Genomic DNA, 13651 nt, shown 5'->3' with positions numbered 1-13651 from the left:
CTGTCCATCAACGGACTACACGAGCAGGGCACGAGCAGCGTATGACGACTGAGAACGCACAACAGGTTTTCCGGGTGCTGAGCATCGATGGCGGTGGGATGCGGGGTCTGTACACCGCCACCTATCTTGACGCCCTGGCACGACGCTATAGGGTCACGCGAGGCGAAGCCGCACTGGATATCGGCAACGGATTCGACCTAATCGCCGGCACCAGTACCGGAGCGATTATCGCCAGTGCCCTTGCCGCTGGTATCCCTCTGGCACGGGTCGCCGGTGTGTACCGAGATCACGGTGCAGCGATTTTTCCACGCAAGGTGCCGAACGGTCTTGGGACCGAACTGCTCCGCCAAATCTTTCGGCGGCCCGCGTACTTAAGGCAAGGCGCTGAGGCGCTCACAAACGCCCTTGAACAGGAACTCGGGCAGACAACCGTAGGCGAAGTGTGGAATGACCGGCGCATTGGGCTGTGCATCCCAGCGGTGGATATGTCGCGCAACCGCGCCTGGGTGTTCAAGACTCCGCACCTGCCTGACACACTGCATCGCGACGATGGCTACCGACTGGCCGACGTGTGTCTCGCGGCGACCGCGGCCCCGGTGTACCGCTCTATGGCGCGCTTGGCGACTCCGGACAACGACGGCCATCACGTCTTCGTGGACGGTGGGCTATGGGCCAATAACCCGGTCCTGATCGGACTCATCGATGCCCTATCGATGACTGGTCCCGGCGACCGCATCGAGATCTATTGTCTGGGCACGTGCCCCCGGCCAGAGGGGGAGTCAGTGGGTGCCGGCGACCTCGATCGCGGCTTCCGGGAGTGGAAGTTCGGAGCGGGGGTCGTGTCGCTCGCCGTAAGTGCCCAAGAACACGCGTTCGACAACATGGCGCGGATGATCGCCGGCCACATCGATCGCGATTGCCAGATCGTACGATTCCCCACTGGCAAGGTCCCGGCCTCAGTCATGAAGTACCTGGACCTCGACGAGACGAGCAAGGAGGGGTTGGAGGCGCTGGTAAACCAAGCCCACACGGATGTCTCCGAGACCATGAGCAAGTGCCGAGATCCCGGCGATCCGGCGGGGCAGCTTTTCAACTCTCTCCTCATGGACCTGCCAACTGTTTCGGAGGGAGTGCGGTGATCCCCCTGTTACTTAAGCTCGCAGTCTCCGGTGCTGCGGCTACGTTGCTTTACGACATCCTGAAGAGCGAACGAGGTGAAATTATGCACAACTGTCACGAGGATATGCTGGCCTTCCATAACCAGGACGTGACGCTGCCTTACGGTGAGCGCACGGAGATGCGGCAGCGGCGCGACACCAACCGAAATCGGCTGAAAAGTGGCCTCAAGCGGGACGGCGAGCCAACTCCAATTGGCTGCCATTCCCAAGGCTCCTACGCCATGCGGACGATGGTTCAACAGTCTGACCGCGACTACGACATTGATGATGGGGTCTACTTCGACAAGGGCAAGCTCAAAGGTCCCAAGGGCGGCGACCGGACTCCCGGTGACGCCAAGGAGATGGTTCGCAAGGCTCTGAATAATCAGGCTTTTAAGCGGTCACCCGAGAAGCTTAAGAACTGTGTTCGGGTCTATTATGACGCCGGCTATCATGTCGACGTTCCGGTCTATCGCCGGGTGACTGACACAAACGCGCTGGGTGAGGAGGAGACCTGGTACGAACTGGCCAGCAGCGAATGGAAGCATTCGGACGCGCTGGCGGTAACAGACTGGCTACTGGACGCCAACAAGGTACAGAGCCCTGAAACGGATAACGGTGGCCAGCTGCGCCGTCTCTTGCGTCTGTTAAAGGCCTTTGCCCGGAGGCGGGAGAGCTGGCGGTCGCGCATTGCGACCGGGTTCATGATTACGAAGCTTGTCGTCGAAAAATACCGAGCCGACGCCGACCGTGAGGACCGGGCGCTGTACGACACCATGGTCGCCACTCGTGACCGACTCAGCCAGAGTCTGGAGATCGCGCATCCGACCATCAATGGTGAATGGCTGACTAAAGGCCCCGATGACGCGCAGGCTCAGTATTTGCTGGAAAAGCTGGATTGGGCGATCGAGCAACTGGCGGTGTTGTTCGACCCAGAATGCACCCGCAAGCAGGCTCTCAAGGCTTGGGACAAGGTTTTCGCCACTACGTTCTTCTCGGAACGGGATGCGGACCATGAGGCACAGGCGAGCAAAGGTGACCACGCCGATGCTGCTGTCCCCTCTGGAATACTAATCCGGGACGGCGATCGGGCAGCGACTGAAGAGCCAGTGGATAAGCGCGGAGGCGGTCGCTATGCCTGATAGGACGTTCAATGCGGGATGTTGGCGGCGCGCGGCCGCCATTGCCGCCTTGGATGACCACTTTACGAGTTGCCCCGGTGTGGACCGGCTTGGTGACGGAGACCTGAGCCGCCGCTACGGGCGCAGGTTTAGCCTCGGCTGGCGAGTCCGAGTAGAGTTTCATGATGGCATAAGACACGAATTGCACCTCCTCGCTGACGATCGATTTCCCTATACCCCTGTTAGGGTCGCTGTGGCTGATGCACCGCCGATTCTCACATGGCCGCACCTCGAGAAAGGAGTTTTCCTTTGCACCCTGTCACAAGATGCGGCGGTATCGAGCGACAATCCCGTAAGCGCTACATTGCAGATTCTCGGCGACGCTTGCCGGCTGGTGGAAGAAAACCTCCTCGGGTGCAACACAGACGACTTTAGGCAGGAGTTTCTCAGCTACTGGGCGCTGGCCGTGGATCGGTGTGCTTTGCAGTACATCAGCCTCCTGGACCCGAGAGGTCCAAGCCGGAGTATTTCGATGTGGTGGGGCCAACGTACCCGGGTTGCCGGCGAAGACTCGCATTCCCTATACAGGTGGTTGAAGCGATGGGGAGCGGACCCACGGCTCGAATTCCTCCACGGCATGCTTGTCTGGCTTCCGGAGCCGCTTCTTCCGGCAGAGTATCCGCGCACGGTAGCCGACGTGCGAGCCCTTGCCAGAGAGCGATCGCCAGAGGCAGAGGAGATACTCGAGACGTTGATGGCCTCGGGCCCACAAAGCTTCGATGTTGTGATTGGAGCTCCGACGGTGAACGGAGCGTGTCTTGCCGCAGTAACCATGCGCCGACCATCACCACAAGGTGCGCCAGGGCGCCAACAAGATGGGCTTACGAAGGGGTTCCGCCCCGGGAGAGTACCCGAGAGTCTGCTTGCAGCGAGATACCGGTCAGGAGTTACGAGAGTGATCAAAGCCAATGTCGAACGAGCGGACCACGAGTGGATTCACGGACGCGACCAAGATCCCCGGCAGGATCGTCTCCGGCAGTTTCGGGTCGCTGTTCTGGGCTGTGGATCACTAGGAGGCCCAGTGGCACGCATGCTCGCGCAGGCTGGAGTAGGAAACCTTCTTCTGGTCGACCCCGAGGACCTTGGGTGGTCGAACGTCAGTAGACACAACCTAGGGGTTCCGTCGGTAAACCGCGGTAAGTCACGAGAGGTCGGGCGGGAGATCGAAAGGGCTTACCCTCACCTTAGAGAGATCACTGCGCGGCAAGAACGTGTGGGCCTCGACGCAACCGATCTCCAGAAGGACCTTCTGTCGTGTGATTTGATCATCAGTGCTATGGGCAATTGGCCGGCAGAAAGCTTCTTGAACGACCTACAGAAGGACAACAACGCTTTTCCGCCAGTCATTTACGGTTGGCTAGAACCCCAGGCTGCCGCAGCCCATGCACTGCTGGTGGAACGTGAGGGGCCATGTCTGCGCTGCGGGACGGACGACCTCGGTCGCCCGCATCGAACCGTAACGGTCTGGCGGGATGCTGATGCCAATCGTCAGGCCCCGGCCTGCGGCGCTCAGTTTACGCCCTATGGTCCGTCGGAACTCGCCTGGGGCCATGCATTGCTGGCCGAGGCCGCAATCGACGCCCTCTTGGGGGAGGCAGGCATTTCCACCCACCGGGTCTGGATTGCGTCCCGCCCCCGCATCGAAGGGGCGGGTGGCGCGTGGTCCACAAAGTGGATTGAGGAGGTGGGGGATCCCGGCGAAGGGGGGAGTACGGTGCGGGCCATCTGGCGAGCTGATCCATCGTGTCCGGTGTGTCATCGTCGTGCGCGCGTGGCGTGATCGAGTACGCAATCACGGACTCTGGCCAAGGAATCGCCTTCACCGATGACGTAATTGCGCGTTTGTTGCGCCACAGCCAGTTTGACCAGGACACCCCTGAGGTGGGCGGACAGCTGTTCGCACGTATTGATAGGTGGGGCGTCCGGATTGAGCACGCCACCGGGCCGCGGACCTCTGATGTCCGTCGCCTCAGAGCTTTTATACCGAACCGGGCGGCGGAGCGACAGGAGATTCAGCGACTGTTCAAAGAGGGGCTTCACTACGTAGGGGATTGGCACACACACCCCGAACGTTATCCCACTCCATCAGCCGTCGACATTTCCAGCGTTCAGGATATGTTTCGCAGATCAAAGCACCGATTGGCGAGCTTTGTTGTAGTGATTGTCGGAACTGCCCCGTTGCCTGACGGGCTATTCGTTGGAATCGCGAATGAAAATGGATGGTCGCGTCTGTCGTTCCGCTCGCATAATTGATCTGGGCTGTTCGGTTCGTGCAATGGGGCGGCAAGCGTCCAAGCTGGCTGATGGTGGGACGCGGTGCGGCAGCAGTGAAGATGCGTAGTGGCGAGATTACGGCGCTTACGCCGGGCGAGTAGCACAAAGGGCGGCGAACCCGAAACGGAGTCAGGCCCGACCCCAAGTCCCCCTAACCCGAACCTGGCGCTCGAACCCGGGAGGCGGCGTCCGAGGTATCAGACCACGCACTCAGGCCATCTGGTCTACGATTGTAGTAGGGATACACATCACGCACCTGCGGTGCTGATGTGCCAAGCCCCGCCACTAGGGGCTTTCCGGCACCGACGGTCAACGCCGACAAACGGTTGGTGCCTACGCGGCCAGGCCTTGCATGAGGTGCAGGGTGCGATGTAAGACCCGCAAGGCCGCGCACTGCTCGAGCCCTGGGTGGAGGTGTACCGGGAGTGAACCCACAGGTTCACTCCCGGTATCCAGGCAGTCACAGGAGGCTACCAATGGATGTGAACTGGGCATTCGTCGGGCTGGTGCTCGCTGTTGTGAGCGTCATGTTGCTTGCTTACTGGTGCTCAGAATGATGAGGGGCACAAGACGTCTGACGTCGGATGCCTATCGTGCGCGCTGCCATCTTCGCAGCGCTGTTGCTGGTTGCCGGGGCGGAACATCCAGCACCTGGGCTGGGGCGGCGGCTACGCCGTCGGGACGTCGGGGAAGAGCCCGGGCATCCAGTGGGGAGCAAGCGATGCCGGAAACGCGAGGTGTAGTGGGGCCCGCGACGAGTTCGCGTGCACCACGCCCTGATAGAAAAGTGACTGGACCACTCGGCGGGCATGGCGCTCGGATACGCCGAGCAGGTGTGGTACTTCACCTCGCTCGAGCTGGCCACGATAGAGCAGCGCATCGACGAGCATGTCGGCCCTAGGGGCAAGCTGGTTGGCCCGGATTGCCTGTTCAGCCCAAGCGGATACACGCTCCCGGAGCTGGTTCGGCTCGACCAGCCGCTCCATAAATCGAACCTGATCGAGGCAGGTCTCGAGGAAGAACTCGGTGAAGTTCGCCAAGGCCTCCTCACTCAGAGTCCCGCGGCCATCGAGATCGTTGCGTCGCGGTGCATCGCATCCGGATAGCACTTCTTTGTACTTGGCTTCGGAGCGAGCCAAGCCTCGGGCAGCGGACCAGATGTTACCTGTGTCCAGTGCACGCCCAAGGAGTGCATGCGTCATGAGGCGGGCGACCCGACCGTTTCCATCCAGAAATGGGTGAATCCAGAGTAGACGATGGTGTGCGGCGGCGGCCACAAGAATGGAATCCGTCTTGCCCATTCGGGCATACGCATCCGCGAAGCGGTCGAGAAATCGGTCAATGGCCCCAGGGCTCACCGGTACGTGACGTCCGACCTGGACGTCGTGTTGTCGCAGTTCGCCGGGGACGACAGGCAGTAACTTGCCCGTGCTGGGGTGCCCAACCCAGAGCATGCTCTCCGGGAGCTCCTTACAGAACCGGTAATGGATTGCTTGCAAAGTCGCCTTGCTGGTCACCGGTTCCTGCAGATCACCCGTGTCGATCCATTCCTGGACGGCAATGTACGCTTTGGCTTCCAGTTGGAGGTCGCGTTTGTCGGGGTCAGCGCTATAGTCCTCATTCAGCGCGTTCTCGATCTCAACAGGATGGGTGTCGTGTCCCTCGATGAGGTTGCTGTAATAGCAGTTCATGGAGCGCACGAGCTTCGCCAATGAAGCCACCATTGCATCCGGGAGGCTCCGCCTGAGCCCGGCCGATGCCTCGGCAAGCTCGACTGCCAGGTCCGTCAGATGGGCGCGGTGCCGCGAAGCCTCGCTGATCCGCATGGGCTCCATGAGAGCTGGCCGCTCTCCCCGGTCCTCGATCCCGTTGATGTCCGCTTCCATGGCCGCCTTTATAGAATCCTAAGGTGTTGTTCGACAAAGCCTATTACCCATTATACGGCAAATCATGTCCGCTTCCATGTCCGGTTCGTGTGCGTGGCCCGAACCGGCCTGTCCGTGGGGCCGGAAGCTTCCCGGTATTGGCCGATCTGAAACTTCCCTCCAGCAAGCGCGGACGGGTTGCTCATCGCAGACCCCGTGATGGAACGGTCTCAGGAACATGCACATCAAGGGGCATCGATGAACTACAGCAGCCGCCAGATCCAGGCCATGATCCGCGACCCGATGCCCACGATGGGCAATGAACCGCCGCGCCGTATCCCCGCGGACAGTCCGCTGCACTCCCACGCCATTGGTCGCGGCAGTTACCATGAGTTCTACGCTTTCGTGTGGCGGGACAGCGCCGTCGAGTACGTCGATGGGGCTGTGGCCTACACCAATGACCGCGACACCTTTGCGCGGGTGGCTTACTCCACGCGCTTCCGTGCTCGAGGTGTTAAAGAACCTGCCGGCGGCGGAAAGCGACGACGCTCTCACGGAGCTGCTCCCGTGGCATCAGGATGAGAGCCTATATGCGCTCAAACCCACCGAATAGGTGGGGTTCCCGGATCGCTTACAAACGACGCAGGGGTCGGGCGCCGTTTTCATTGCCAACGCAGATGCTTCGGCCTCAAGGAGGCGCTTTCCATGATCGACACCACCGATGCAATGCTCATGTGAGCAGATGTAGTGCAAAAGCGCGCATGTGTTCTATGACGTTCATGCCCTTGCAGTACGGCCAGTGTGACGAGAATCCCCTCTTTCAATCGCGCTGACCAGTCGCGCGGATAGGCGAGCTGGCTGCTGTTCCCGCATCGACGTCCTGTTCGTATCGGTCGTCTGCACAAACACGTCAAAACCCGCGCCGATGCAGTGGTACGATCATTAGCAAAGTTCGGGCACTTGGGGAGAATCTGAGATGGACATTGGCAGCATCAACTGGGCGTTTATCGCGACTGTCGTTATTGTGGTGGGAGTAATGCTCGTCGCCTACAAGTGCTCGAGCTGATCTTCTCCCCGGCGTGAACAAGTTTAGTTATTACCCGACGAGAGCCCCGGCCTGCGCTGTGCCTTGGGCGAGATCCTCGTCGCGACAGGCAATAGGCCAAACGCAGGGCTATCGACAGCCTTGAGCCGGTAATGTCGGAGATTGACGCCTTGTGCGGTGTGCCGCCCGATTGCATGGAATGAGGAGCACAGAATGAGCAGGAAGAAGCACCTCGAAAGACTTACGAAACAGGCGCTGGCTGGCATTGGTGAAAGCAGTGACGACATCTGTAAGCACGAGGGGCCTGTCACCTACTTGGGCGTCCAAGCTCAGAAATTGCTCCAGGGGAAGGCCAAGAGTGACGACGCGGAACCACCGAACAAGGATGGGGTTGATGTAGAGACGTTCTCGGTGTCGGGGCGGAGAATCTTTACGAAACGGTATGAATACGGCCGCCCCTCTTTGTATTTTGATGGAGAAGTGGACCCTGAGATTGTCGACGAATGCATCGAGGTGCTGAGACGGCACCTCGATGCGCGGCTAAGATGACAATAGACCACCCGACCCACGCAAACAGCGCTCCCCAAAGCGGCAGTTACCCCTGCCGCTTTTAAGTTGGGAGCTGGATCGCGGCGCCGGGTGATTGCTTTCATGACGAGGACGCATGCCTGTGATTTTGCTGTCCAATCGTAGTCGATCCGGTCAGTACGCGCGTGAATTCCCCTCGGTACAACAGTCCGTAACTTTTGGAGCGCTTGGGGTGAAATTATCCTGTGGCTGTTTGGAAAGAACCGCCAGTTGCGGGGCGACTGGAGCGCGCGTGTCGTAGGGATAGCACGTGTCGGATGAATTTTTTTGACACACAGGATTGCATCGGAGTATTGGTGGATTCGGTACTGGGAATTGTCGGCGGCAGCGGGCTCTACGATCTGCCTGGTCTGCATAATGCCCGGTGGGAGCGCATCGACAGCGCATGGGGGGAGGTGTCGGACGACATCCTGTTTGCCGAGATTGATGGCTTGCCCATTCGGTTCCTGCCGCGCCATGGCCTGGCCCCATCTGAGATCAACTACCGCGCGAACATTGATGCCCTGAAAAGGACTGGTGTCACCGATCTGGTGTCATTCTCCGCGTGCGGTTCGTTGGATGAGCGCCTCGCGCCTGGACACTTCGTCCTGGTGGACCAGTTCATCGATCAGACGCGCGACCGCCCTCGAAGTTTTTTCGGAAACGGCTGCGTGGCGCATGTATCCATGGCCGAGCCAGTCAGCCCGACTCTGGCCGGCTATGTTCAACAAGCCTTAGAGCGGGAGGCCGTGGCTCATACGCGGGGCGGCACATATGTCGTAATCGAGGGCCCGCAGTTCTCTTCCCGGGCCGAGTCCCTGCTTTACCGCTCATGGGGGTGCCACGTTATCGGGATGACGAACATGCCCGAGGCGCGGTTAGCCCGGGAGGCAGAACTGTCTTACACCACCGTAGCGATGGTGACTGACTACGACTGCTGGCGCGAGAACCACGCGGCAGTGGACGTGGAGAGCGTACTCGCGGTGATGAAGGACAACACCTCCCGCGCCCAGGTCGTCATCCAGGGCCTCGCAGCCGTGTTCCCGCGTCGCCATCCGCCTTGTTCGGTTGGCTCCGACCGTGCACTTGAGGGTGCCATCGTTACCCCGCCAGGACACCGTGACCTCGAGCTGATGCAAAGGCTCGATACGATCACGGGCCGGGTCTTGGGGGAGTCGCTGGAGAACAACGATTAGGCGTTGAAGGCGGCACGCAATATCGGGGTGTTTGAGCAGTTAGCCGGAGTTTCTCCAGTTTGCGAAATCGGAGTTACTCTATGGGTGCGAAGCTATTCAAGGAGGATGGAACATGCCGGACAGTGGGAGCAAACGCCTCGTCAGAATTGCCCGAACCCGGGCGATGGCGCTGGACGTCTACAAGGATCTGGATTTAGCGAGGGAGTTCCTGCGGCGGCCCCACCATATGTTCAATGGGCGCTCTCCGCTGGAGGTGGCTGCAGCCAGTGAGGAGGGTACCAAAGCCGTAGTGGAGACGCTTGGTCGGCTAAAGTACGGCTCGGCCTCCTGATGCGGGCGTTGCCATCGGTGGAGGGTGAATCAAGAGGTGGTTATGGCCAAACCTACGCGTGCGGAAATTCGCCGGTATCTGAACCAGGCTTCGAGAGAATCGCTCGCTGCGGAAGGGATCACGTGGAGCGATAAGCAGTGGCGGCGGATTGTCTCTGCCGCGCGGAATGCGCAGCCTCAGCGCTCGGCGGCACCGTCCGCGAAGGAAATAACAGATCCGAGGGAGGTCGCCGAGTCTCTCACGCAGGCCTACATCCGTGCTATCAATGCGCGCCGTGACAAGGGTTGAGGCTTCTGGCGGGGCGTTTGACGTCAACAAGGTGGGGATGCAGCTGTTGTCCAAACCGCTCTCCGATATCCAGTAATCAATGACTTGGCGCGATGCCTCGGCTAAGGTTTTGGACAACTTGTCCTTGGTGTGATACTTTCAACATCAAGTCCTTGCAGCGGTATCGACAACTGCATGGCATGCAGGAGGTCGGCGGTTCGATCCCGCCTGGCTCCACCAGATTCCCGATCGACAACGGCCCCTGCTTTGGGGCCGTTGTCGTTTTTGGTGGTGGTGGGCGGTCCGGAAAGACACTGAGCGCAGCGATGGAGATGATCCCTTGGGCCTCTCGTTGAACTGGTTGGGCGCGATCTTTCTCTGGCCGGGCATCGCCTTCATGGACTGGTTCTCCCGCACGTTTCCCTACGTCGTGATCCGTTACGGGTTCGGTTTCTCGGCGGAGTCCTACATGTTCTGGGCCTTCGTCGTCTCCATGGCATTCTGGTTGACGACCCTGCTGCTTTGCCTGTACGCGCTACGAACCCTCATGCGGCGTCGACGCCGCACAGACTGATGGCCGCCCGGCTTTCGGCCCATGCTGCCGACTGTCACATCGGCAGGGGGGTGCATTTTTTGTCAGATACGTTATGCTTTTTCAAGTTGTCAGGCGATTCTTACAAAATTCTTGTACAGGGGTTGCACGGATCGCCGAAAGAGATTATATTGATGCATATGTTGTACAGTATTTAGGAGTTTTGAATACCTGTCTGTCCTTGCTGAAGTTCTTCTCGCGTTGGCGCACCCTGTCCCCTTAGTCTGCGCCACCCGGCCCATCCCCCAGGCGGCCGGGTTTTTTTTGCCTGCAACATTCGTTCTGTCTATCAAATTGAAATTTTTGATAGACAGAACGAATGTTTTTGCGAAGAACTCAGAGGAGGGGTATCAGGCGCTGCCGAGATCTCGGCCGGATCGTGGCTGTTGGGTGCCGCCGGGGCCGTAAGCTGCCTGGTCACTTTCCATCGGCTCGCCGCGCAGGACTTCCAGCAGCCGGTGGTTGTCTTCCAGGCTGCGGCGGATGATTGCCCCACAGGCTTCGTTCATCGCCTGCCCTTGTTGCAGGCTGCGGAGCAGTGTCGCCCACAATTCCTGAACCGCGTCGTCGCTACTGCGCGAGAGCAGTTCGTTCATGCCGGAGTTGGTGTCGGGCAGCCCCTGGGCGAGAACCATCGCCCGGCGCTGCGCGTCCAGCGTCTGAACATCATCCAGTAGCGCCATCTTGCGCTGGACGGCCGCGCCGAGCGCAGCAAGATCACGACCGGCGATGCACCGTTGTTCCTCAATCAGGGCATCCTGCAGGTGTTCGCTGCGCTCCAGCAATTCCGTCAGCAGTGATGCCAGCGTTGCGCTTGTTGTTGCCGTCACGATTATCGCTCCAGCAGGCCTTCAAGTTCGATAAAGCGCCCCGCAATGGCGTCGGCGTCGATGGGGTAGTTGCCATCGGCGATGCTCTGGCGAATGGCTTCCACACGTGCCATGTCCACGTCCGGTGTTTGCCCGATGGCGGCGCCAATGGCCTGCAAGCGCTCGGACTGATTGGCCGTGAGCTCGGCGGATGCCGAGCCAGCGTTGTCGCCCGTCGCCTGGCTACCAGGTCGATTGGTCACTTCGCTGGTCTGGCGATTGCGCAGGCTCTCGGCCAGTGCCCGATCAACGCCCTGGTTTCCGCCGTTAATTGGATTGGTCATCCGATTACTCCTAAGCCGCTTTTCGGCCGTCGCAACTGTCATGGAGCGACCCTTCGCTCCTTACTCGACTGTGATCGGCAGCCCGTGCTGAAACTTTAGCCCGCCGATCAGATTTCGATGGTCGAGTCCCGCGGCGTTCAGAGCCGCACTCTAACACGGCCATCTCCAATGATTTCGCCCTCGATCACTCGCTGGGACTGCACGTTTCGTACCCGAATACGATCGCCCATCGCGCCACCTTCCATCGCCTCGCCACGCATGCTGACCTGGGCGGAGCCACTGCTGGCCAGCACCGTTACGGTCTGACCGCGGCGTACCAGTTCAGGGAGCGTGATCATCGCTGGAGTGAGTACCTCCCCGGACCGGGCTGGTCGCCGCAACTCCATGCCCACCACCTGATCGGCCTCCGTGAAATAGCCATGGCCCAAAGTGCCGACGTTGACCTCCAGCAGACTCAGGTCTGCTTCCCGCAGACGTTCGCCGCGGCTGAGCGTGCGGCCAACGGTGTAGACCTCCACAAAGCTGTCCACCTGGGCCGATACGTAGATCGTCCATGGGGCCTGGTCGGCGCAGCGCACGCCGATGGTGGTGCGGCCACCCTGGCGATTGGTCTGGTGCTGAAAGGTCTCCAGCGGCAGGCTGCACTGGCGTAGCCGCAAACGCGGGTCGAGTCGCCCGATGGTCACCTGGCCGCGTTGGCCGGGCGAGAGCAGTTGCCCCTCTGCGTAAACGCGGGCGGCATCGCGAATGCTCTCCAGTGACTGAACACCGTTTGCCGCACCGGCCAAAAGGGGCGTCAGCAGCAGCAACGTCAGAACGATGACGCCCAGTGCCGGAAAACCGACGCTCGAAGTTGTGACGCCGGTCAGCGTTGTGTCGTGCCTGCCACGGATAAGCTCTGTCACGTGTGTGATCCTCATGCCTTCAAAGGCTTGCAGATCAGGTATGCAGTAACGGTGCCAACATCGACCGCCCTGGGTGAATCCGGTGGGCTTCAGAAACCAGGCACGCGGTCGATAGGGTGGACAATAACGACAACGCGAGATAACGCACATGGCCAGCATCATAGAAACGGTGGACCAGCGAACCAATCTGGTCGGCCAGAACCGGCTGGAGTTGCTGCTGTTCAACCTGAACGGTGCACAGATCTTCGGAATCAACGTGTTCAAGGTGTGTGAGGTCATTCGCACGCCCAAGCTGATCCGCATGCCGCATGCCCATCCGGCGGTGGCCGGGGTCGCCCATATTCGCGGCAAGACCATTGCCGTGCTCGATCTGAGCCTGGCAACCACCGGCAAGCCGGTGGATTCCAGCGGTGAAACCTCGATTATCGTCACCGAGTACAACCGCACGACCCAGGGGTTCGTCGTCCGTGGCGTTGATCGCATCGTTAACCTGAACTGGCAGGACATCATGCCGCCGCCCAGCGGTGCCTCCGGCTCGGCCTACCTTACCGGCGTGACGCGGGTAGATGACCGACTGGTGCAGATCGTGGATGTGGAAAAGGTGATGGCCGAAGTCACCAGGGCGGAGCGCGTCGCAGCCGCGAGTGAACAGGAGTCCAGGGACGACGCCATCGACCGTCACGTACTTGTGGTGGATGACTCCGTTGTTGCGCGCAAACAGGTGCGGGATACCCTGCAGCAGATCGGCGTGCAGGTGAGCCTGGCCAAGAATGGTGAAGAGGCGCTCGCAATGCTGGATCAATGGGCGGGTGCGCCGGCGGGAACGCCCCTCGAGTCCATGCTGATGGTGATTTCCGATATCGAAATGCCGCGCATGGACGGCTATACGCTGACCTCCGAGATCCGCAAGCGGGACAATCTCAAGCACCTGCATGTGCTGCTGCACACCTCGCTCAGTGGTGTGTTCAACGGCAACATGGTGAAACGCGTTGGTGCCGACGACTTCCTCGCCAAGTTTGCCGCCGACGAGTTGTCAAAGAAGGTCACGGAACGCCTGGACGCAGCCTGATAGACTAGCCAGGGAGTGGCGACGACTGTCGCCGCTTCTTTCTTTCAGA

The 13651-nt window shown here is 60.3% G+C and carries 14 protein-coding genes; 10 read left to right on the top strand and 4 right to left on the bottom strand.

What is annotated here, in order from left to right; all coding sequences use genetic code 11:
* The first annotated feature begins 41 nt into the window (after window positions 1–41).
* The 4 genes from J2T57_RS13790 to J2T57_RS22445 are packed head-to-tail and all read left to right on the top strand — an operon-like array spanning window position 42 to window position 4591.
* Window positions 42–1139, top strand: a complete 1098-nt coding sequence (locus tag J2T57_RS13790; protein ID WP_253479257.1) for a CBASS cGAMP-activated phospholipase — start codon at window positions 42–44, stop codon at window positions 1137–1139.
* Window positions 1136–2299, top strand: coding sequence for a cyclic GMP-AMP synthase DncV-like nucleotidyltransferase (locus J2T57_RS13785; protein ID WP_253479255.1), 1164 nt, complete (start codon window positions 1136–1138; stop codon window positions 2297–2299). Before J2T57_RS13790 ends, J2T57_RS13785 begins: the two co-directional genes overlap by 4 nt.
* A complete protein-coding gene (locus J2T57_RS22450) occupies window positions 2292–4118 on the top strand; it encodes a ThiF family adenylyltransferase (RefSeq protein ID WP_436262707.1) in 1827 nt (608 codons plus the stop codon). The genes J2T57_RS13785 and J2T57_RS22450 overlap by 8 nt, the downstream gene beginning before the upstream one ends.
* Window positions 4082–4591 carry a Mov34/MPN/PAD-1 family protein gene (locus J2T57_RS22445; protein ID WP_366519103.1) on the top strand — a complete coding sequence of 170 codons (510 nt, stop codon included), beginning with the start codon at window positions 4082–4084 and terminating at the stop codon, window positions 4589–4591. Before J2T57_RS22450 ends, J2T57_RS22445 begins: the two co-directional genes overlap by 37 nt.
* Before the next feature lie 689 nt (window positions 4592–5280).
* On the opposite strand, the gene J2T57_RS13775 is transcribed toward J2T57_RS22445, so the two are convergent.
* Window positions 5281–6498, bottom strand: coding sequence for a Fic family protein (locus J2T57_RS13775; RefSeq protein WP_253479251.1), 1218 nt, complete (start codon window positions 6496–6498; stop codon window positions 5281–5283).
* A 237-nt stretch (window positions 6499–6735) separates the two neighbouring features.
* On the opposite strand from J2T57_RS13775, the gene J2T57_RS13770 reads away from it, so the two are divergent.
* The 5 genes from J2T57_RS13770 (at window position 6736) to J2T57_RS13750 (ending at window position 10457) form a co-directional block, all read left to right on the top strand.
* A complete protein-coding gene (locus tag J2T57_RS13770; protein WP_253479249.1) occupies window positions 6736–7059 on the top strand; it encodes a hypothetical protein in 324 nt (107 codons plus the stop codon).
* 676 nt (window positions 7060–7735) lie between these two features.
* Window positions 7736–8071 (top strand): hypothetical protein, encoded by a 336-nt coding sequence (locus J2T57_RS13765; RefSeq protein ID WP_253479247.1) that lies wholly within the window; start codon window positions 7736–7738, stop codon window positions 8069–8071.
* 335 nt (window positions 8072–8406) lie between these two features.
* Entirely contained in the window at window positions 8407–9285 is an 879-nt protein-coding gene (locus tag J2T57_RS13760; RefSeq protein ID WP_253479245.1) for an S-methyl-5'-thioadenosine phosphorylase, read from the top strand.
* A 112-nt stretch (window positions 9286–9397) separates the two neighbouring features.
* A complete protein-coding gene (locus J2T57_RS13755; RefSeq protein WP_253479243.1) occupies window positions 9398–9616 on the top strand; it encodes an MbcA/ParS/Xre antitoxin family protein in 219 nt (72 codons plus the stop codon).
* Window positions 9617–10223: 607 nt separating this feature from the next.
* Window positions 10224–10457 carry a hypothetical protein gene (locus J2T57_RS13750; RefSeq protein ID WP_253479241.1) on the top strand — a complete coding sequence of 78 codons (234 nt, stop codon included), beginning with the start codon at window positions 10224–10226 and terminating at the stop codon, window positions 10455–10457.
* Between the two features lie 368 nt (window positions 10458–10825).
* On the opposite strand, the gene J2T57_RS13745 is transcribed toward J2T57_RS13750, so the two are convergent.
* From J2T57_RS13745 to flgA, 3 genes are all read right to left on the bottom strand, one after another.
* Window positions 10826–11305, bottom strand: coding sequence for a flagella synthesis protein FlgN (locus tag J2T57_RS13745; RefSeq protein WP_253479239.1), 480 nt, complete (start codon window positions 11303–11305; stop codon window positions 10826–10828).
* Between the two features lie 2 nt (window positions 11306–11307).
* Window positions 11308–11628: a flagellar biosynthesis anti-sigma factor FlgM gene (flgM, locus tag J2T57_RS13740; protein WP_253479237.1), complete on the bottom strand. Its 321-nt coding sequence runs from the start codon at window positions 11626–11628 to the stop codon at window positions 11308–11310.
* A 137-nt stretch (window positions 11629–11765) separates the two neighbouring features.
* On the bottom strand, window positions 11766–12533 hold the full coding sequence (gene flgA / locus J2T57_RS13735) for a flagellar basal body P-ring formation chaperone FlgA (RefSeq protein WP_253479235.1): 768 nt from the start codon (window positions 12531–12533) through the stop codon (window positions 11766–11768).
* A 148-nt stretch (window positions 12534–12681) separates the two neighbouring features.
* On the opposite strand from flgA, the gene J2T57_RS13730 reads away from it, so the two are divergent.
* Window positions 12682–13602: a chemotaxis protein gene (locus J2T57_RS13730; RefSeq protein ID WP_253479233.1), complete on the top strand. Its 921-nt coding sequence runs from the start codon at window positions 12682–12684 to the stop codon at window positions 13600–13602.
* Window positions 13603–13651: the final 49 nt, after the last annotated feature.

Origin of the sequence: Natronocella acetinitrilica (genome assembly GCF_024170285.1) — a bacterium.
In the GTDB taxonomy this organism is placed as follows: Bacteria; Pseudomonadota; Gammaproteobacteria; order Nitrococcales; family Aquisalimonadaceae; genus Natronocella; species Natronocella acetinitrilica.
Note: the sequence above shows the minus strand (reverse complement) of the source record. Positions and strands in the feature narration are given on the sequence as shown.